The organism is Polyangium sp. 6x1 (genome assembly GCF_029946515.1).
GTDB lineage: Bacteria > Myxococcota_A > Polyangia > Polyangiales > Polyangiaceae > Polyangium.
In genome coordinates this window covers 48,587-68,073 of record NZ_JARZHH010000008.1, presented here as the reverse complement: position 1 = coordinate 68,073, position 19,487 = coordinate 48,587, and the positions used below count along the sequence as shown (strand labels likewise).

General features: G+C 68.6%; 16 protein-coding genes. 3 read left to right on the top strand and 13 right to left on the bottom strand.

The genetic code is table 11. The features are described 5' to 3' along the window. Window positions 1-8 precede the first annotated feature (8 nt). A complete protein-coding gene (locus QHF85_RS10855; RefSeq protein WP_281327050.1) occupies window positions 9-1,496 on the top strand; it encodes a hypothetical protein in 1,488 nt (495 codons plus the stop codon). Window positions 1,497-1,825: 329 nt separating this feature from the next. Continuing rightward, window positions 1,826-2,530 (top strand): hypothetical protein, encoded by a 705-nt coding sequence (locus QHF85_RS10850; RefSeq protein WP_281327049.1) that lies wholly within the window; start codon window positions 1,826-1,828, stop codon window positions 2,528-2,530. Window positions 2,531-2,569: 39 nt separating this feature from the next. Here QHF85_RS10850 and QHF85_RS10845 read toward each other — a convergent pair whose 3' ends face one another. Together QHF85_RS10845 and QHF85_RS10840 are read right to left on the bottom strand one after the other, a co-directional pair. Continuing rightward, window positions 2,570-4,111, bottom strand: a complete 1,542-nt coding sequence (locus QHF85_RS10845; RefSeq protein ID WP_281327048.1) for a hypothetical protein — start codon at window positions 4,109-4,111, stop codon at window positions 2,570-2,572. A gap of 237 nt (window positions 4,112-4,348) precedes the next feature. After that, window positions 4,349-5,764: a sigma 54-dependent Fis family transcriptional regulator gene (locus tag QHF85_RS10840; RefSeq protein WP_281327047.1), complete on the bottom strand. Its 1,416-nt coding sequence runs from the start codon at window positions 5,762-5,764 to the stop codon at window positions 4,349-4,351. A gap of 299 nt (window positions 5,765-6,063) precedes the next feature. Between QHF85_RS10840 and QHF85_RS10835 the strand changes: the two genes are divergently transcribed. Continuing rightward, window positions 6,064-8,451: a TonB family protein gene (locus QHF85_RS10835; RefSeq protein ID WP_281327046.1), complete on the top strand. Its 2,388-nt coding sequence runs from the start codon at window positions 6,064-6,066 to the stop codon at window positions 8,449-8,451. A gap of 7 nt (window positions 8,452-8,458) precedes the next feature. Here the strand turns inward: QHF85_RS10835 and QHF85_RS10830 are convergent, their stop codons facing one another. The 11 genes from QHF85_RS10830 to QHF85_RS10780 all read right to left on the bottom strand — a co-directional run bounded on the left by QHF85_RS10830 (window position 8,459) and on the right by QHF85_RS10780 (window position 19,415). Then, a complete protein-coding gene (locus QHF85_RS10830) occupies window positions 8,459-8,794 on the bottom strand; it encodes a helix-turn-helix transcriptional regulator (RefSeq protein WP_281327045.1) in 336 nt (111 codons plus the stop codon). Between the two features lie 188 nt (window positions 8,795-8,982). Next, window positions 8,983-9,600 carry a hypothetical protein gene (locus QHF85_RS10825; protein ID WP_281327044.1) on the bottom strand — a complete coding sequence of 206 codons (618 nt, stop codon included), beginning with the start codon at window positions 9,598-9,600 and terminating at the stop codon, window positions 8,983-8,985. 44 nt (window positions 9,601-9,644) lie between these two features. Then, the gene (locus tag QHF85_RS10820; protein WP_281327043.1) at window positions 9,645-10,277 is read right to left on the bottom strand and encodes a C-type lectin domain-containing protein; all 633 of its coding nucleotides are present in this window, start codon (window positions 10,275-10,277) and stop codon (window positions 9,645-9,647) included. Then, window positions 10,274-11,284, bottom strand: a complete 1,011-nt coding sequence (locus QHF85_RS10815) for a hypothetical protein (protein ID WP_281327042.1) — start codon at window positions 11,282-11,284, stop codon at window positions 10,274-10,276. Before QHF85_RS10815 ends, QHF85_RS10820 begins: the two co-directional genes overlap by 4 nt. A 5-nt stretch (window positions 11,285-11,289) precedes the next feature. Beyond that, window positions 11,290-12,792, bottom strand: coding sequence for a serine/threonine-protein kinase (locus QHF85_RS10810; RefSeq protein ID WP_281327041.1), 1,503 nt, complete (start codon window positions 12,790-12,792; stop codon window positions 11,290-11,292). A gap of 188 nt (window positions 12,793-12,980) precedes the next feature. Beyond that, window positions 12,981-13,517 (bottom strand): OsmC family protein, encoded by a 537-nt coding sequence (locus QHF85_RS10805; protein ID WP_281327040.1) that lies wholly within the window; start codon window positions 13,515-13,517, stop codon window positions 12,981-12,983. 30 nt (window positions 13,518-13,547) lie between these two features. Beyond that, entirely contained in the window at window positions 13,548-14,408 is an 861-nt protein-coding gene (locus QHF85_RS10800) for an alpha/beta hydrolase (RefSeq protein WP_281327039.1), read from the bottom strand. Window positions 14,409-14,433: 25 nt separating this feature from the next. Next, window positions 14,434-15,798, bottom strand: a complete 1,365-nt coding sequence (locus QHF85_RS10795) for a tetratricopeptide repeat protein (RefSeq protein WP_281327038.1) — start codon at window positions 15,796-15,798, stop codon at window positions 14,434-14,436. 118 nt (window positions 15,799-15,916) lie between these two features. Further along, the gene (locus tag QHF85_RS10790) at window positions 15,917-16,498 is read right to left on the bottom strand and encodes a hypothetical protein (RefSeq protein ID WP_281327037.1); all 582 of its coding nucleotides are present in this window, start codon (window positions 16,496-16,498) and stop codon (window positions 15,917-15,919) included. Beyond that, on the bottom strand, window positions 16,486-17,454 hold the full coding sequence (locus tag QHF85_RS10785) for a metallophosphoesterase (protein WP_281327036.1): 969 nt from the start codon (window positions 17,452-17,454) through the stop codon (window positions 16,486-16,488). Before QHF85_RS10785 ends, QHF85_RS10790 begins: the two co-directional genes overlap by 13 nt. After that, the gene (locus tag QHF85_RS10780; protein WP_281327035.1) at window positions 17,451-19,415 is read right to left on the bottom strand and encodes a hypothetical protein; all 1,965 of its coding nucleotides are present in this window, start codon (window positions 19,413-19,415) and stop codon (window positions 17,451-17,453) included. Before QHF85_RS10780 ends, QHF85_RS10785 begins: the two co-directional genes overlap by 4 nt. Window positions 19,416-19,487: the final 72 nt, after the last annotated feature.

Sequence of the window (19,487 nt, the reverse complement as noted above, 5' to 3'; positions counted from 1 at the left end):
GACGAAGGATGTCGCACGAGAGGGCGGTCGCGGCGGGGCTTCTTGGGCTCGTGCTGGTGCTCGGCGCGGCTTGCGCCGCAGGCGGCGGCACGGGGGGCGCCTCCGGGGGCGGCGCCGAGGGATGTACACGGGCCTCCGACTGCGAAGCTTTCGCGGGGCCGTGCCTCGTGGGGGCCTGCATCAATGGGGCGTGTGAGGCCGTGCCGGCCCATGAGCTAGGCGCTTGTGATGACGGCCTGTTCTGCACGATCGACGACACCTGTCGCGATGGGGTCTGCGTCGGCGGCGCGTCGCGGTTCTGCGCCTCGCCGGACGACTGCCATATCGGGGTTTGCGACGAGGCCGCGGCGACCTGCACGAGCATCGCCGGCAATGAGGGCGCGAGCTGCGACGACGGCGACCTCTGCACGGTCGGGGGGGTTTGCAGCAAGGGAAGCTGCGCCGGCGCGGGCGTGGTGGATTGTACGGCGCTCGATGGCCCCTGCACGCTGGGGATATGCGACGCCGCGCAAGGGTGCGTGGCCGTCCCGGCGAACGAGGGCGGAGCGTGTGGAGAGGCCAAGGCGGAGGATTGCAAGGCCGGGCGGTGCACGGGGGGGCAGTGCGAGATTGTCCCGGCAAACGAAGGAAAACCTTGCGATGACGGCCTGTTTTGCACCGTGGCCGAGATCTGTCAGGCCGGCATTTGCGGAGCCGGGAGCCCGAAGCCGTGCGCCGCGCCCTCGGCGTGCTGGACGGCTGCGTGCGACGAGGCGACGGACACTTGCACGGCCGCCCCCGGAAACGACGGCGCCGCGTGCAACGACGGCGACCCTTGCTTGGCGGGGGCGACGTGCGCGAACGGCGCATGTATCGGCGAGGTTGCGGCGAACGACGGGATGACGTGCGACGACGGGCTTGCGTGCACGACGGACGAGGTCTGCGCGGGGGGCGCGTGCGTGACGGCATCCGGGCCGAATGTCTATTTCCATGAAGATTTCGCGAGCAACGAGCAGGGCTGGCTCCTCGGCCTCGAGTGGGCGATCGGGCCGGCGAAGGCCTCGATCGGGGATGCTTTCGGCTCGGATCCGGACGCCGATCACACGACGACGGCGGACAACGGCGTCGCGGGGGTGGTGATCGGCGGGGTGGCGTCGACGGTCGCGCACCCCTTTCATTGGCTGGAGAGCCCTGCATTCGACACGTCGGAGGCACCGGCAGGCGTGGTCCTCGGCTTTCATCGGTGGCTCAACAGTGATTTTGCGCCGCACATGGATAACGCGGTCGAGGTGTGGGACGGGTCGGCGTGGGTGCGGTTATGGACGAGCGGTCCGCCGCCGCGGATTCAGGACTCGCCAGTCGTCGGGAAGGGGTGGACGTACGTGCAGCATGACGTGACGGCCTACAAGAATGCTGCGATGCGGGTGCGGTTCGGGGTCGCCGTGGGTGGGATGGCGCTAAAGGTGGGGTCGTGGAATGTGGATGACGTGGTGGTGGCGGACGTGGCGTGTCCGTGAGCAGCGGCGAAAGGAGCGTGAGTATGGAGCGGCGTGAAGGATCGGATGGGCAGAGCCGGTCGGCATTTGGGTTCTTGTGGGCGGCGTGCGTGCTGGCTTTCGGAGGAATGCTGAACGCGTGCGAGCCGGCGGAGAGGAACTACGGAGTCGGGCCGGGTGGCGCTGGCGGGCAAGGAGGCGTGGGGGGGCCCGGCGGAACGGGCGGGGGGGGTGGGGTGACCGTATCGGGCAGTGGTGGCAGTCCCGCGAGCGGCGTTGGGGGGAATGGAGCGGGCGGACAGGCTGCGTGCACGGAAGCGGCCGACTGTCCCTTCTCGTCGAACCCATGCATGCAGAGAGTGTGCGACGGGGGCGCGTGCAGCGCGGAGACATTGCCCGCCGCGACGCCGACCGAATCCCAGCTGCAGGGGGATTGTCGGAGGACCGTATGCGACGGGGCCGGGAACGTCGTGTTCCAGGAGGACGTCACCGACGCATACGATGATGGAAAGGAATGTACCCTGGAGCTCTGCGACCAAGGAGTCTCGCAAAACGAGCCCACGGCGCCCGGGACGCCCTGCGCCGGCGGATACTGCAACGCGAGCGGCGAATGCGTGGCGTGCGTGGATCCATCGCAATGTCAAGCCCCGAAGACGTGCGTGATAGGGGCATGTGTCCCGCTCACGTGCGCCAACGGCCAGAAGGATATCGGGGAGACGGATATCGACTGCGGCGGCGCGTGCTCACCGTGCATCCCTGGCAAGGCGTGTCAGCTCGGCGTGGATTGCGCGAGCAAGGTGTGCACCGGGGCGCAATGCGCGATGGCGAGCTGCTCCGACGGGGTGAAGAACGGCAAGGAGACGGGGGTCGACTGCGGGGGCGCGTGCGCCATGGCGTGCGGCGTCGGCGAGGGCTGCGCCGTGCCGTCGCACTGCGTGAGCGGCGTATGCATCGGCGGCATCTGCAAGGCGCCGACGTGCGAGGACGCCGTCAAGAACGGGATGGAGCAGGGAATCGATTGTGGTGGAGGGTGCCCCTTGCCCTGCGGCCCGTGACGCCTGCGAGCTCCGGTGAACTCGCAGGCCGGGGATGGCTCAGTGCGGGCGACCCGTCGTGGTGCTGACCTTGGTGGAGCTTCCCATGCTGAGAGCGGCCAGCTCGCACTTGCGGCGCTCGGGCTCGTTGTACGTGAACGGCTCGCCGCTGGGATCGGACGTGGTCGTGATCTGCTGCTTGAGGAAGTTCGAGAGCAGCGCAGGCTGACCGAAAGCGCGATTCCCGACGTGCAGGTTGTTCGTCTCCGTCTCTGCGTAATGGCAACCGTTGCAGGTCACGAAAGACACCCTGCGCCGCAGGTTGGTGTCGTTGGGGTTCATCAACGGATCATAATTCGGGTACGTCCAGACGATGGGCCCGAACATCGAAAACTTCGACGTCGACATCGACTCGGCTCCGAGGAAGAACGACCCTCCGAACGAGGCAGGGACGGCGTAGGAGTCCGATTCGTTCAGGATCAGCGAAGCATTCGCCGCGACGAAGTTCTCGAGGGTCGGCGTGTTGTTGCGGCCGTTCGCAGGGGTGTGCGCGACCGGCACCGGCACGAGCCATTGGGTGTCCGTCGTGCAGGTCGTCCCCGACGGGCATCCCAGCTTGAACTCGCGGAAGTTCCAGACCTTGATGTTCTGACTGAGGATCGGGTCCCAATGACCTTGATCGAAATCGAAGTCGTTCATGCGGACCTGGTTGATGGAGGTGCCGCTGTTGGGTCCGGACACGGCGAACTTCGCTGTCCACTTGTCGGTCAGAGTCTGGAGCGAGGACTTGTAGTTCGCGTCGAACGTGGTGAACGAGCCCAGGTTGCGCCACCGTTGAGCCCACTCCTGGGGATTCCACCCAGCGGGAGTGGGGAGCTTGTACTCGAGGATGACCACGGCGTTGAGCGGATTCGGCTTCCCGCTGGCGTCGAGCGAGTTGAGGTTCGTGAAGCCGAAGACGAAGCGTCCCTCGCCCGCGTTCCCTCCACCATAACCGGAGACGACGCCGGGGGCTCTGAGATCGGTGCGGTTGACGATTGCGAGCAATCGCATCGGCGTCGAACCAGGATCGAGCTGGCAGTTGACGTTGGCCGCGGCGTCGATCTTCTGTCCAGGGACGCAATTGCTGTTGCTGTTGACGAGGTTCGTCTTCTGCATCCAGGGGTCGATGATGAGGTTACGCACGCGGGTGCGCGTCTGTAGGGTCTGCTGGTTGACCTGATCGGGCCAGAACTCGTAGGACTCGAGCCACCGTAGGACGTACCGTGTCACGTTGTTCGTGCCGGCCATCTGCTGCATGAGATACCAGAAATGCCACTTGTTCTTCGTCGAGGTCGTGCACGAAGGGTCCGACGAGTTCCAGTTCGTCCGGCACACGTCCTGGACGACGGCGAGATCATTGATCACGAGCGATTTGTCGTATTTAACGGTGGCGGCCGCCGTCGCGAAGGTAGCTGGGCAGGTCAGGATCTCCTTCTGCTCCGCGCTGGCCACCTCACCCTCGTCCCAGCCGAGCTCGGCATCGGTATCCATATCCGCGCCGCAGCCGGCCGCCACCGCCGCCGAGATCCCCAACAAAGCCAGATGCCAGTTCCGTTTCATCGTCCCGTCCTCCTCGATCCACACGGCGCGGCGGCCCGTGCCGCAGATGTGCGGCCGATTCGCTTGCTCTTTGTCGAGACGATGTGCACTCGTCGTGCCAAGGCTGAAAAATTCAATTTTTCGGGAGATTGGCGCGGATCTCCCTCGGCCTTGCGCAACCCCGCTCGCGCAATCTTGCGCAACCTGTTCCCCGTTGCGCAAACCTACACAACGGGACCCTCGGTCACGCGACGCACATCACCGATTCTTCCGCGGCCTCGGAATCCCGTACAGGTCGAGCCGCGTGAGCAGCGTCCTTCGTGAGATACCGAGCATCTCTGCGGCCTTCGACTGATTTCCTCCGCAGAGCTCCAGCGCCTCCACGATCCTCTGCCGCTCGTCCTCGCCCACGGGCACGCGGAGCGGCGCGATCGCCTGCTCGACGGCGCGCGGGCTCGGGGGCCGCGGAGGTGGCGGGGGGAGCGTCACGAGCTCCGGGCTCGACTTTCGCCCCGCGGACGACGCCCCGGATCCGCGCCCGCCGAGCCCCAGGTGCTCGGGGAGGATCGCCCCTCCGGCGCTCAGCACCACGGCCCGCTCGATCACGTTGCGCAATTCCCGGATGTTGCCCGGCCACCCATAACCGAGCAGCGCCTCGAGCGCCGGCGGCGACAGCCGCGGCTCTGCGCGCATGTTCATCTGCACCGCGGCCCGCGCGATGAAGCTCCGCGCGATGGGCTCGATCTCCGACGTCCGCTCGCGCAGCGGCGGGATCTCCATCGTCACCCCATTGAGACGAAAATAGAGATCCTGCCGGAAGACGCCGCGCGCCACCTCGTCCTCCAGATTGCGGTTCGTCGCGGACACGAACCGCACGTCGAGCGGCCGCTTCTGCAGCCCCCCGACCCGCAGCACCTTCCGCTCCTCCAGTACGCGGAGCAGCTTCACTTGCACCGAGATGGGCAGCTCCCCCACCTCGTCCAGGAAGACCGTCCCTCCGGCGGCCACCTCGAACAGCCCTGGTTTGGCCCGCGTGGCCCCCGTAAAAGCCCCCGCTTCGTGCCCGAAGAGCTCGCTTTCGAGGAGCGATTCGTGAATTGCTGCGCAATTGAGGCATACGAGCGGACCCCGCGCCCGCGTCGAGCGCCGGTGAATGGCCTCGGCCATCACCTCCTTGCCCACCCCCGTCTCTCCCAGCAAGAGCACGTTGATCCCGCTCTGCGACACGAGATCCACGAGCTCGTACAGCTTTCGCATCGCGCCGTCGTGGACGACGGGAACGGAGAAGGAGCGGACGACGCGAGACGAGGCGGGGTTGTCGTCGGCATTCACGCGTTGCACGATGAGCAATGTCGCCCCGAGCTGCATGCCGTCGCCGAGCTCGATGTTCATCGAATGGCCTGGCGAAACCCGCCGCTCCACGATTCGCGCTGTCCCGTCGGATTCCTCGGACGTCGTCACGCGCAGCCCGTTGGAGCTCCCGATGTCCTCGATACGCAGCGGCGGACCGAGATCGAGGACGGCGTGCCGGCGCGACACGGAGGGATCGAGCAGGTGAACCCGGTTCTGCGGATCACGCCCGATCGTGAGCCGACCGGTCGCTGGCAGCCGCTGCGTGTGGGTCGCATCTGCCGTGGTGATGACGAGCTCGAGCGGGGCGAGGTCCCTCGTCATCCGGGGGCCTCCCCCGCTTCGCGCGGGGACGTGCGGCACAGGCGAGCTGCTTCCCGAGCGGTAGTGCAGTAACAATTGTTACGCGACCAGCCGATGGTATCAACGCACATAACTGCCCATGGAATGATGGGTCCCACACTGCCAGGTTACAACTTTCCATGTTGTGAATGCAAGCGCGTTCATCCAGGACAGCCAGGAAGCCTTCCTCCTGCTGCGTCGCGTCATCTTCACGCAGCTTGTTTTCCTGCGACGGATTCTCCAGGCCACGGCCGCGTGGTCGTGCGATCTTGCCCGCCGCGATGCGAAGCACGCACTTCCTTCCTCCGCTCCTCTTCTCGACCTTTCTTTCCCTCGCCACCTCGCCCGCGCTCGCCGACGAACCCCCGAAGCCTGCGCCTGCCGCAGCGCCCCCCGCGGCGCCCGTCCTCGTCCCGCCTCGCCCGCTCGCCGCGCTCGAGGCCGCTTATCCGACGGAGCCGGGCCTCACGGGCGAGGCGGACGTCGTGCTCGATGTCACCGTCGCCGCGGATGGCAGCGTCAAGGAGGCGCGCATCGTCTCCGGCGACGCGCCCTTCACCGAGGCCGCATCGCGCGCCGCGCCCGGCTGGCGTTTCGAGCCGGCCACGCGCAATGGCCAGCCCATCCCCGCGCGCATCCGCGTCCTCGTCCACTTCACGCCCCCGGAGCCGCCCGCCGAGGAGGAGGCCCCTCCTGCGGCCGAGAACGGCGCCGCGCCGAAGGACGGCGCGCCCGGCAACAAGCCGACGCCGAAGCCGCCGGGCCCTGCGCCCATCGAGGTCCTCGCCCTCGGCGAGCGCCGCGCCGTCGGCACCTCCTCGCTCGGCCGCGCCGAGGTCCGCGTCTTGCCGGGTGCGTTCGGCGATCCTTTCCGCGCCATCGAATCCCTCCCCGGCGTCACGCCCATCTTCTCGGGTTTGCCCTTCTTTTACATTCGCGGCGCGCCTCCCGGCAACGTCGGGTATTTTCTCGACAACGTCCGCGTCCCTTATCTGTATCACCTTGCCCTCGGCCCCTCGGTCGTCAATCCGGCGATCGTGGACCGGGTCGACCTCTATCCCGGCGGCTACCCTGCGCAATTCGGCCGGTTTGCCGGCGGCATCGTCGCCGGCGAGACGACGAAGCCGAAGGGCGAGCTCCATGGCGAGGCGAACATCCGCATCTTCGACGCCGGCGCGATGGTCGAGACCCCGATCGGCGACCGCGCCACCGTCATGGCCGGAGGCCGATTCTCGTACACCGCGGCCGCGCTCTCCTTGCTCGCGCCCGACACCACGCTCAATTACTGGGACTATCAGGCCCGCGCGACCTTCGACGTCACGCCCACGGATCGTCTCACCCTCTTCGCGTTCGGCGCGCACGATTACCTCGGCGCCACGGAGGACGGCGTCGAGCAGGGCCTCTTCGACGTCCAGTTCCACCGCATCGATCTCCGCTACGACAAGGACGTCAGCCCGCGTACGCGCCTTCGCCAGGCCGTTTCGTTCGGCTACGACAGGACGGCCGTCGGCGGCCAGGAGGGCATTTTCGCGCGCGATTTCCTCTTCTCGGCGAGGAGCCAGCTCCTCCACCGCAGAAGCGAATCCGTGCTCCTCCGGGCCGGCGTCGACGCGAATTTCGATTATTACGACCTCGTCACGGGATCGGACGACGAGGAGGGCCGGAACCTCCAGGCCGCCCTCGACCAGCTCTTCCCGCCGCGCCAGGACATCGCGGTCGGGTTTTACGCGGACGCCGTCCTCGAGGCCGGCCGCGGGATCGAATTCACGCCCGGGGCGCGCCTCGACCTCTGGGGCTCGGGCGGCGTCACCGCGATCAGCGCCGACGTCCGGCTCGCCATGAAGGTCCCCATCGTCCCCCGGCTCAAGCTCGTCTCTGCGATGGGCCTCGCTCATCAGCCGCCCGGGTTCGTCTTGCCCCTCCCCGGCCTCTCCATTGGCAAGCTCGCCGGCGGCCTCCAGCGCAGCGTCCAGACGAGCACCGGCCTCGACGTCAAATTGCCGTTCGGCTTCGAGGCCACGGGCACGTTTTTCCTCAATGGCTTCTTCAACATGGCCGACGCGCTCGATTCGGTCGGCCGTGCGAACAACGGCGGCGGCGGCGGAGGCCCGCCGGGCCCTGGCGGAGGCCCCGGCGGTCCGGGCGGGCCCGAGCCCGAGCCGAACGACGACGACGAGGGCTCGGACCTGCTCACCGATCGCTCCCTCGGCACCGCCGTGGGCCTCGAACTCTACATTCGCCGCAAGCTCACGGAGCGGCTCGGCGGATACATCTCGTACACGCTCTCCCGCTCGTCGCGGAGCATCGGCTTCTCCTCGGGCCCGGCGCAATTCGATCGCACCCACGTCCTCAATGGCGCGATCTCCTGGGACGCGGGCAAGGGCTGGCGCCTCGGCTCGCGTGTCGTCTTCTACACGGGCTTGCCCATCGCGGCCGCGGATGCCGCCATCTGGGGCAAGAGCCGCACCGATCCCTTCTTCCGCATCGACGCGCGCATCGAAAAACGCTGGAACCTCACAAAGCGCGGATGGGTCTCGCTCGTGATCGAGATGCTCAACGCGACGCTCAGCACCGAGCAGACCGGCGTGAGCTGCGGCCCGACCGAATGCGAGGCCCAGGAGATCGGCCCCGTCACCGTGCCCAGCATCGGCGTCGAGGGCGGCCTCTAGCAGGAAGCTACGTCGGGCGCGCTGTGCGCGCCTGGAGCTCTCTCCGAAGCTTGCGGCGTTCGCCTTTCGGTAGCTTGCGCGCGAGATCCGCGATGCGGTCCAGCTCGTCCTCTGCCGGGAAGGTGACGAGGCACAAGGAGGGCACGCCGAGCGCGCGTGCGATGCGGTCGAGGGTCTCGATGGTGATCGCTGCGAGACCTTGCTCGACACTCGACAGGTGTCCCTTCGACATCGCGCCGGCATCGGCGAGATCTTGCAAGGACATGCCGCGCTCTTTGCGGAGCTCGCGAATACGAGCGCCAACTTTCAGGCAGACCGGCTTGGCTTCGGTTCGTCGGGGCACGGTTCCTCCCTACTGCGTATGAGGGTGTCCGAAGGCCCTACCACGGAATCCATACGAGACAAACCCCGTGGACAAACAAAAACGTCCAGATGGACAAATGTACAGATGTACATGGCATGGAGGCTGACTTGCTTGCGCTGCGCATCAGGCTGAAGGGGGCTCGCGGCGCCTCTCGACAGCCTGCTCGGTCACTTCACCTTGCAGCGCGCCCCCGCCCCTGCCGCGGGCCGACCGTACGGGACCTTCGGCCCCTTCGGCTTCACGTACACCGCGCCGCCCGGCCCGGGCCGTGGCACGACCGCCCCCGAGGCCTGCGGACGGCCCGGCGCAAGCTCCTCGATCGTCACCACCACGTCGGCCCCTTCCTGCGCCACCGCCGCGATGCTGGGGTGCCGTGGCGCGTCCTCGGCCATCCCGGGGCACGGCACGCCCTTTCCGCTCACCGCGACCACGGCCACGTCCCCGCCGAGCTTCGGCACTTCCGCTTGCCACTGGAGCCGCGGATCGCCCGGCTCCCCGACCACCACGGAGAGGCAGGAGCACGTCGCCTCGTGGGGCGCGTCCTTCGCGATCATCACGTCGTGACGTACCCGTTTTTCGGTGGGCGGCGTCGCGGTCGTCCCCGTGAGCGGCGCGGGCGCCTGATCGGGCTCGCTCAGCGTCTCGGTGCGGCGGAGCGGCTGGCCCGTCGGATCGCCGAGATCCTGGGACCAGCCGGAGTTCGCCGGCGAGCTCTGTTCGCCGCCGCAGCCGACGGAAAACGCGAGCACGAGGACGGACGAAAGGAAAAGGGGAGCCTGCCGCATACCCCTTCAGGATCGCACCCCTGGCGGGGATGCGACAAGAAACTTCAGGGCGGAGCCGGCAGCTCGCAGAGAAAGCCTCGTTTTTCGCCGCAGGGCCGGTCGTCGAACGCCGCCGCGGTCCCCGGCAAGGCCGAGAGCATCACGCAGTCCTGCTTGTTCCCCTGATCCCCGGGCAGGTTCTTCCACGCCGTGAACCCCCACGGCTCGCCGTTCGACCACGAGAACACGCCCTCCTGCTGCTGGTCCGTCCCGCCGATCCACACGTCCCCCGACACCACGCTCCCCATGAACCAGAACTCCTCGTCCGTGCTCAGCGCGGCCAGGTCGCCGCCGAGCTCCAGGCAATGCTCGCGCGCGGTGTTCCAGTCTCGCTCGGTGCCATGATGCAAATAACACGAGCCCGTCGTCGGGGACTTCCATTGCCACGGCAGAGGACATTCGTCCTCGACGGGGGGCGGGCAGCTCTGGCAAGACGCTCCCCCGTCGCCCCCGCCGGTCCCCTCCGCCGTGCCCTGGCAGCCGGTTCGATCGATGCGCGTCCCGTCCTGGCAAAGCGCGAGCACGCCCTCCTCGATTCCCGCGAGTGCATTGCAGCCGAGGGCCTGTCCGAGCACGAAGAGCCCGAGCCACCAAAAGGGCCGTCCGCGCAGGCGCCCCGTTCGTCGATTGGTACTCAAAATACACCTCCGACCACGAGCCCCGTGCCCGATCCCACCGTCCCCACGCCCGCGCGCGCGGGCGCGGCCTCCGGCGCGGTCAGGTAAAGAACGAGCCCCCCCGTCGCCGCGAGGACACCTGCGAGGATCGCCCCCGTCGCGGCGTCGCCGCGCATGCGCGCCTCGTTGCGCATGGCGACGCCGGTCGCGTCGCAGAGGTTGCCTTCGATGCAATGAGCCGCCGAGTCGTTCTTCCGCGCGATGGCCTGCATTCCGAGGATCGAGCCAGCGACGACGGACACGACGCCCGCGCCTCCCAGCGCGACCCCCGCGATCTTGTGCACCGTGGCCCTCGTATTCGAACTGGGCTTCGTGGACGGCGGCGCCGCGGGCGCGTCCGCGAGCTCGGGAATGGCCGCCGTCACGCGCGCGGCCTGGCCCCCGGGCACCTCCACCTCCACGCGGTAGGGGCGTTTGCCCTCGGCCAGCGCCTCGACGACGTGTTTGCCCGGGTCCACGGGCACGGCCGTCCCCCAGAGCGCGCGCCCGAACATCTGCCCGTCTTTTCGAATCTCCAGGCTCTGCACCTTCTCGGCCCACGGCGCGGTGATCACGAGCCGCGCGAGCCTCGGCTCGAGGGCCGCGGCCCGCTCGCGCGCGACCGTCTCGCGCTCGACCTGCCCTTTTTCGCGCGCGGCATAAGCGGCGGCACGGAACTCGGCCCACGCGCTCGCGGTGCGTCCGATTTTTTCCAGACAATCGGCGAGGTTCAAGAGCGTCCCGACGCCCGCGTCGAGCCTCTGGCTCTCGGCGAATTTGGGGCATGCCTCCGGATGACGCCCCTGGTCCATCAGCCATTTGCCCTCGTCGAAGAGCGCCTCCGCCGCGGCCCTCCGGGCGGCGCGGTCCATCGGGTCGGGCGGATCCGCGGCGGCGTGGCCGGAGAGCAGCACGAAAGCGAGGGCGGCCGCGGGCGTGACGGCGCGCCTCCTCGGATCACGATGCGTGATTCGGAAGGTATTCGTCATGGGTGTCATTCGCGCCCGTCGAAAGGATTCGGGCGCTTCACGGACGACGGAGGTTTCTCCGAAGCCTTGTCCGTGATCGTGGTCTGCGGCCACGGCTTTGAAAAGCCCCCCTGCGGCGCCTTGTTCATCGGACGCGGCGCGGGTCGCGCTCCTGCCACGACGGGCGGAGGCGCTTTCGTCTCGGCGGCCTCGACCGACGCCGGCGGCGGCTTCACCTTCGTGAACGCCGGACCGAGCGTCGCCTCGATTCCCCCGCGCGCCAGGGCCGCGAGGACGTCCGGCGCGCCATACTCGCGACGCAGTCGGATCCCGGCTCCTCCCACGAGGACGATCGCCGCGACGATCGCGAGCAGCGGCACGGGCCGCAGCAGGCGTTGCCATTTCGCTCCCGCGGGATCTCGCTCGAGGATCGCGGTCGCTGCGACCGGCGGCGTCGAATGCAGGGGCGGAAGGAGCACGCGCGGGTCGGTCAACGTCGGGCTCGTGCTCGTGTCCGACGTCCGTATCCGGGCGCGCGCGCCCGAGAATCGATCCGTGGACGAACCGCGCGCGAGCAGGCGCACCGCCCGCTCGCTCGACGCGATGGCCCCGGGCTTGCCGAACGGCGACAGCGCGACCGCGAAGTCGGCGACGTTCGCGTACCTGTCGGCCGGGTTTTTCTCCAGGGATCGCAAGAGGGCCGCGTCGAGCCCCGGCGGCACGTCGGGCAGACGCGTGTGGAGCGGGACCGGCGGGTCCTTCAGAATGGCCGCGCAGAGCTCGGGCAGGCTTTGCCAGGGGAATGGTCCTTCCCCTGCGATGAGCTCGTAGAGCGTCACGCCGAGCGACCAGATGTCCGAGCGAGGATCGGCGTCGCGCGTCGCGCGGAGCTGCTCGGGCGACATGTACATCGGCGACCCAATGACGGCGGAGGTCGTCGTGAGCGGACCACCGCGCTCGGACAACGTATCCTTTTCCACGGATAGCTTGGAAATTCCGAAATCGAGCACCTTCACGGTGCGGGTTCCGTCCGGGCGCCGGGCGAGGAAGAGGTTGTCGGGCTTGAGATCACGATGGACGATTCCGAGGGAATGGGCCTCGGCGATCGCTTCGCACGCCTCGAGCACGTACGTGACGGCGTCCTCGATGGGGAGGGGGCCGTTCCGAGCGACGTGCGCGCCGAGATCCGATCCTTCGAGCAGCTCGAGCACCATGTACGGCTGTCCGCTCGGCAATCGCCCGATATCGAGCACGCGCGTCGCGTGCTCGTTCTGGATCATGGCCGCGGCCCGCGCCTCGCGGGCGAACCGGGCGACGACCTCCTCGTTCTGGGTGGCTGATTTCAGCAGGAATTTGAGCGCGACCCGGTGCCCGAGCTCCACGTGCACCGCGGCCACGATCACGCCCATGCCGCCTTTGCCGAGGACGCGCAGGACACGATACTTGCCATCGAGGACGTCGCCGATGGCCACGGGCAGACCCGAAGGCTCGTCCTCCCACGACGAATCCGACCTGCGCTCGACCTGCATTCGTCCCCCCCGCCCGACGATCTCCCGTGCGACTGCGACCTCGCACACCATAGCGCAGCGGACTTCTCTCGCCCGTGCCTGAGCGCTGGTATTCTCCCGTACGGTGCTTTTTAGAGAGCCCGAACGTCCGCGGCGTCGCGCGGGTTCGAATGGCGTGCGCAGAGGAGGAGGCGACGACGACGCTGCGATCAGGCCGAGACGCTCGCGCGCCGTTCGACCATTCCTTCGACCGGCGTGGGACGAAGAATGTTGTCGAACATGGGGCTCGTCCGTTCCACCGCGATTCGGATCTCTTCGAGCGTCGCGGCTTCGGCGTCCGTGTCCACGTCCACGGTATAGCGGAGCCCCCCGAACCCGGGCCGGACGGAAGGATCGAGCGCGAGATACCCGCGCAGGTCGAACGGCGCCTGCACCTTGATCACGAGCTTGCGGTACTCGATCCCGCGGAGCCGCGCCTGCGTGACCCATCCAATGGTGAGGCACGAGCCCAGGGCCGCGAGCAAGAGCTCCATGGGATCGACGTGCTGGTCTTTTCCGCCGAGCGGCGTGGGCTCGTCGGTCTCGATCGTGAAGGACCTCGCCCGCGTCACGGCCTGCGCGCCGCTCTGCCATTCGGTCACGGTCTCGAAGCTCCCTTTCCCCGCTTCGGGCGCCTTCTCCACCGCGTCGCGCGTGCTCCGGAACGTATCGATGTCGAGGGTGCAGCAACCATCAAGCGATTCCATGGTCATGACCTCCATCGGCCGGGCGCACCCTCAGGAGAGGGGGCGCAAGAACTCGAGCAAGACGGCGTCGAATCGAGCCGACTCCTCGTATTGTGGATTGTGCCCGCTCCGCTCGAAAATGTCGAGATGGCCCTGCGGCAGCCGATCGATGGCCTCCGCCCAGAGCTCGACAGGGCAGACGTAATCGTACCGACCGCTCAGGGCGAGCACGGGGCAAGCAATCTCGCCGAGCGATGTCACGAGGCTCCAGCGCTCCGCCTCGGGACGGATGACCGATTGCATGTAGAGGGCAAATCCTCTCGGAACGCCGCCCCAGAGGGCGCCCGCGTCGAGCGCCGGGTCCTTCCACACGAGAGGATGCAAGGCGAGATATCGACGCAGCGCGAGCTCGTCGGGATCCATCGCGCTCGTATCGAGGGCGCCGAGCTCGGCTTGTTTTCGAGCGAGGAGCCTTTTCTCCTCCGTGCTCGCCTCGGCCTCCCAGCGCGCGATTCCCACGCTCATGGCGCGGCTGAAATCGGGCACGCTCGCGACGGACACGACCGCGGCCGCGTGCGTGGGGTGGCGGAGCCCGAATTCGAGCGCGATGCCTCCGTGGTTCGAATGACCCATGACGACGGCCCGATCGATCCCCAGGTTCTTGCGCACGGCGTCGAGATCGTCGGCGAGCGTCGCATACGTGGCCCCCTCGGGGCTGCCGGTCGAGGCCCCCGTTCCGCGCATCTCGACGTAGACGAACGAATGGGCATCGAGGAGCCGCCGGGAAAACGTGCGCCGGTAGAATTCGATGCCGGCGCCCGTGGGGACGAGGATCGGCGGCCCCGAACCTTCGGTGAACACGTGGATCTCCGCGTCGTCCACGCGAATTCGCTTGCTCGTGGTTTCGGTCATGGTCGTGTTTGTCATGAAATACGGTTCAGAACGTGCCGACGCAGCCCACGCCGCCGCCCTTGCCGCCCACGTGGGGGCCACACTGGAGGGTCACGGCCGGCGCGCGCCCCACCTTCGGGCATTCGAGATCGGGCGCCGAGCGTGTCACCGCGAAGACCACGATGCCCGTCGTGAGCGCGGCGGTCCCGAGAATGTACCCCACGACCTGGAGGCCGGTCGTCACCTTGATTCCGGATTCGATGGAGGGGCATTCGGGGCTCGCGCCCGATCCGCCGCAGAGGTTCGCGTCGAAATTGTCGAGCCGGCCCGAATGCACGACCGAGGCCGCGATTGCGCCGCCCATCACGGCGAGCCCTCCGACGCCCACCACGATCGGCCAGACGGGCGCCGTCGCCGCGGCGACGGGCGCCGCGATCGCGCCGACCGGGGCCGTCGCCGCGCCGACGGGCGCCGAGAGATTCGGGGCCCCGATGTTCGGCGCCGAAAGCCCTGGATTCGGCGCCTCGATTCCAGGATTCGGCGCCGCGAGTCCCCCGACCGCCCCCGTGAGTCCCCCCACGGGCGCCGTGAGCCCCCCGACCGCCCCTGTGAGTCCTCCCGTCGGTTTGCCGAGCCCGCCTGTGAGCCCTCCTGCGAGGCCTCCGACCGTCCCCGTGAGCCCTCCTGCGGCCACGCCAATGCCAGGTGTATCCAGGTTCGCGCTCGCGCGGGCGACGGCGCCCACCGCGACGCGCGCGCGGACCGTCAAATCGGGCTTTCCAGGCGCGCGGACCACGACCGAGACGTCACCCGGCGCGAGATAAATGGGCGACGCCATGGGCAATCTCGCTGCGAGTTGCCCGCGCACGAGCACCAAGGCGCCGGGGACGCCGCCTTCCACCACGAGCCCGCCGAGCTTCCCCGAAAGCTCGCCGAGCGCCCCGTCGATTTTTGCGCGGATCGGCTCGTAGGCCGCGCGCGCCTCCGCGCGGAATCGATGCAGCGCGAGCCACGCCTCGTCGAGGCGCCCGGCCGCTTGCAGCGCGAGGCCGAGGTCCCCGAGGATCGTCACGTCGCCCGAGAGCTCGAAAGCACGCTCCAGATCCGGCAAGGCTTCGCGCAAACGGCCCGCGTCGATGTTCACCTTGGCGCGCGCGCGCAGCTCGGCGGCCTCGCGGAGCTGCGCCTCGGTCCGCGGCGGCTCGACATTCGCGTTTGCCGCCGCATCCACGCGCGCGCCGGCCGTACCACTGACGCCCGCGTCCACGCGAGGCGCCTCTGCCGCGACATCTCCGGAGATCGCGGGTCGACAGTTTTCCGTGGTCGAGCCGCAGCCGAGCGGGCCAGCGGCGAAGCACATCGTGAGGAGCATCGGGGCGACGGAAAAGGAGCGGCGCGTCGAGGCCATCATCCTTCGAACTGTTATCACAAGTGACGTTGCACCATCCATGCAAAGCAATGATACGGCGGTACACGGGCGGGGGCGGCGCCATTGCGCGTCGCGGCAATGCCGCGGTATCCTGGCCGGCTTACCTCTCGACGCCCAACACGCCAAAGAGGCCGCCGATCGGCGCGGCCACATGGGACGGAACGAAGAACGCGCGCGCGTCGATCCCCGCGTGCAAATCCCCGAAACGATAGAGGATGTCGACGCCGGGACCGAACGCGAACCGCGGCTCGATCCCCTCGCGCATCGCCCCGCCGAGCTCGGCCTCGTCGACAATGAAGAAAGAACCGAGGAGAAGCCTCGGCCTGACGAGCAGTCGTCCCGCCTGCATCGCCCGATCGTAACCGATTGCCGCGTGGACGAACACCGACTGCCGACGCGACCAGTAGACGAGTGTATCGTTCACGGCCGATTCGATGCTGCCGACGTGATACGCCGCGCCGAGCTCGACGTGCACGGGCACGCGGAACGTCCATCCCCCGACGAGCCCGGTCGCCGGCCCGAGAAACGACTGCCCGGTGGTCCACGCCGTGGCATACCCGAGCCGCGCATCGACGCTCCATCGATGCTGCGGCGGCGTGGGCGGCGCCTCACCGCGCGCGGCCGGTGTCATCAGAATGGTGGTAACAATCGAGACCACGAAGGCGCACGTCAATCGTGACACGACGCCTCTCCCTCGTCCGTGAACGAGCCGCCCGCGGCCGGCACGAAGCGCCAAGCATAACCGTTCGATCGGAGCTCCATCCGAAGGACGCCCACCGTATCGGTATTCCGTACCTCGCTCCCGGCGTGGACCTCGTCGATGCCGTGCAGCGGCATCTTGCCGCCGGTGCCGATGACGAACCCGCGGATTCCCCGCATGGCGTCCACCTCCCCGTCGGCGTTCATAGGCGCGAAGCGCTCATAAAGGTGCGCGTGCCCAGCGAGGACGAGGTCGACGCCGGCGTCCTGCAAAATTCGCCACGTATCCCGCATGGAAGCGGCGCTCCCGTGCTCCCCGGACGTGAACCGCGGGTGATGCCACATCGCGAGCGTGCAGCGCGACGGGTGCGCCGCGAGGTCTTCTTTGAGCCAGCGCGCCTGCGGGGAGTCCGGACCGCATCCGCCGAAATCGTCGGGCACCGAGGCGGGGACGTCGAGGTCGCCTCCGCAATTGGAATTCAGCATCACCACGTGCCAGGCGCCGATGTCGAAGCTCGCGCGCCCCTCGAACGGGGCCCCCGCGCCGCCGCAGAAATAGGCGAAGAACGGCCCGGCGCGCGGCGCGTGATACTCGTGGTTGCCCACGACCGCGCGCGTGATGGGCCGAAACTTGCCCCAGCTCGGGTGATAACAATCGAGGAACTCGTCGAGCGCGCCGTCGGGATACGTGGTGTCGCCGAGCGTGAACACCGCGTCCGGCCCGATTTGCTCGACGAGCGCCGCCGTCTCCTCCTGCCGCCCCCCGGGACACTCGGCGATGTCGCCGGCCGCGACGATCACGGCGGCCCCGGGATCCTTCGGCGCCACGGCGAGCGCGGGCGATGCGTCGCACGGCGGCAGCTCCCGGCTGCGCGAGCACGCGGACAAACACACGGCCGCGAGGGAGATCGCGCGGACGAACCGGATCGATGCGCTCATTCCTTCCAGCGTTCGGCGAGCTCCGGGAGCACGGTCACGGACATTTGCACGAGGTGCGCCATGTGCTGATCGGGCGTTTGTCCGGAGTACCCACGCACGTGCAATCCGCCTTTTCTGGCCTCCGTCGTCTGCTCGAGCTTCGTGTCCTGCGCCCCTTTGTTGAACGCGGCGAGCGCCGTCTTCGTGGTCACGCGCGGCGGCGTCGCCTGCGCGGGGGCTCGCTCGGCGCCCACCTCGCGCAGGAGCGCGTCCGCGGTCTCCGCCGAGCTCGCGTACTCCGTGCCGCCGATGTCCGAGTGCGTGATCGTGAAGAGCCGCTTTCCCTCGGCCGCGAGCTTCGCGAATCGCATGAACGGCGAGAGCCGGAGCGGATCGACGGTCTTCGCCTTCGGATCGAGGTACGCGGCGTGAATCCCGTCGAGCACCAGCACCGAATCGATCCGCTCGACGTTTTTCGCGGCGTCGAGCAGTTTCGCGAGCGCCCCGTACCCCGCGCTCCACGAGCCGAGCGCCACGCGTCGCACCTTGGCGTCACGCAGGCCTTGTTTTTTCGCGGTGTCCTGGATCTTGTCGATCGTCAGGTCGAGCACGCCCGCGACCGAGAATTTCTCCTCGTACGGCCCCGAGCCATTGCCCAGATTCACGGTGTACACGAGCGCGTTCAGCCCCGCCCCGGCGGCGCTCTCCTCGACGAGGTTCGTGTTGCCGTGGAAATGCATGTACAGGTCGAACGCGCCGTCATCGGAGCGGAACTTCGGCGGCACGTGCAGGAGGCCGCCGTTTACGAAGACGTGGCCCTCGCGCTTCAGCTTGTAATCGGCGCGCTGCTCGGGCGGCAGCTCCGGCTTCGGCGGGAGTTTGGGCGGCGGCAGGTGTTTGGCGCGGAGCAGCTCGCCGGGACCGCCGGTCGCCGCGGCGACGCCGCCCGTGATCGCCGACCCGAGCACGAGCGAGGCGACCACGCCCCCGATCAGCGCGACGCGCGCTCGTTGCGACATGGCCGGCGACGCGGAGGCGTCCTTCCGCGAACGGACGAGAACAAACGCCGCGCCCGCGAGCAGGGCCGCGGCGAGCGAAATCGTCCCGAAAAAACCGCCCACCACCCGCAATGCGCCGACGTTCGTGACGGCGAGCAGCACGATCGAGAGAATCGCCGCGACGGCCGCGACGAGGGCCACGTGCTCGAATCCGAGCGCCTTCGAGCCGCCCACCTTCACGGCTCCGAGCAGCGTCGACGCGCGCGCGGCGAGCTCCGCGGAAATCGCGCCCTCTGCCGACGCCGGCTTCGGAGGCGGCGGGATCAGCGCCGGAGCCTCGGGCTCGGCGGTCACCGTCGTGGCCAATCCGTCGGTGGCCACCGGCGGCAGATCCTCCGGCGCGGCGGGCGCGGTGGTCTCGACCGCCGGCGACGCGGGCACGGTCGCTTCGAGGGGTCTTGGCGCGGCAGCCGGAGGCTCGGCGGCCGGGGGATCGACAGGGACGGTCGCCGCGAGCGCGTCCGGCTTTTCCGATGCATTCGCCGTGGGCTCCGGCGACGCGGCGCGGATCAACGTCGGCCCGTCGAGGACCGGCGGCGGCGTGGGCGCAGGCAAAGCGTTCGTCGTCGCGGCTGGCGTGGGCTCCGGCGCGGGCTCTTTCGGGGACGGCTCCGGCGCGGCGGTCCGCTGCGCGCCGGTGACGACCGGCAGTGGGCCTCCATTCGGCGGCAGCAGGATCGTATCCACTTGTCCGGCGAGCGGACCGGGTTTTTTCGCGGGCGCTTTCGCCTCGGCGGGTGGCGACGCCGCGACGTCGCCCTTGTCGGCGACCTTGATCACCGGCAAGGTCTGGTCGCGCGGAATCGCCTCGATCGGCACGAAGCCCTTCACGCAGCGCGGACACGTCGTCTGCGTGCGCAATGCCTCGGTCTCGATGGATAACTTCTGCCCGCAGTAGGGGCAGTACAGTTGGATCGCTGCCATGTCGTCCGACGACCGAGGCTATCCGAAGAGCCCGCCGGGCAAAAGTGGGGAATCGTCGTTCGGATGGTGCGA

Excerpts from the sequence above, each read along its gene's own strand:
- QHF85_RS10780 (WP_281327035.1), bottom strand. The coding sequence starts at position 19,415 with ATGGCAGCGATCCAACTGTACTGCCCCTACTGCGGGCAGAAGTTATCC.
- QHF85_RS10845 (WP_281327048.1), bottom strand. The coding sequence starts at position 4,111 with ATGAAACGGAACTGGCATCTGGCTTTGTTGGGGATCTCGGCGGCGGTG.
- QHF85_RS10800 (WP_281327039.1), bottom strand. The coding sequence starts at position 14,408 with ATGACCGAAACCACGAGCAAGCGAATTCGCGTGGACGACGCGGAGATC.
- QHF85_RS10795 (WP_281327038.1), bottom strand. The coding sequence starts at position 15,798 with ATGATGGCCTCGACGCGCCGCTCCTTTTCCGTCGCCCCGATGCTCCTC.
- QHF85_RS10785 (WP_281327036.1), bottom strand. The coding sequence starts at position 17,454 with ATGAGCGCATCGATCCGGTTCGTCCGCGCGATCTCCCTCGCGGCCGTG.
- QHF85_RS10810 (WP_281327041.1), bottom strand. The coding sequence starts at position 12,792 with ATGCAGGTCGAGCGCAGGTCGGATTCGTCGTGGGAGGACGAGCCTTCG.
- QHF85_RS10825 (WP_281327044.1), bottom strand. The coding sequence starts at position 9,600 with ATGCGGCAGGCTCCCCTTTTCCTTTCGTCCGTCCTCGTGCTCGCGTTT.
- QHF85_RS10835 (WP_281327046.1), top strand. The coding sequence starts at position 6,064 with ATGCGAAGCACGCACTTCCTTCCTCCGCTCCTCTTCTCGACCTTTCTT.
- QHF85_RS10840 (WP_281327047.1), bottom strand. The coding sequence starts at position 5,764 with ATGACGAGGGACCTCGCCCCGCTCGAGCTCGTCATCACCACGGCAGAT.
- QHF85_RS10815 (WP_281327042.1), bottom strand. The coding sequence starts at position 11,284 with ATGACGAATACCTTCCGAATCACGCATCGTGATCCGAGGAGGCGCGCC.
- QHF85_RS10805 (WP_281327040.1), bottom strand. The coding sequence starts at position 13,517 with ATGGAATCGCTTGATGGTTGCTGCACCCTCGACATCGATACGTTCCGG.
- QHF85_RS10855 (WP_281327050.1), top strand. The coding sequence starts at position 9 with ATGTCGCACGAGAGGGCGGTCGCGGCGGGGCTTCTTGGGCTCGTGCTG.
- QHF85_RS10850 (WP_281327049.1), top strand. The coding sequence starts at position 1,826 with ATGCAGAGAGTGTGCGACGGGGGCGCGTGCAGCGCGGAGACATTGCCC.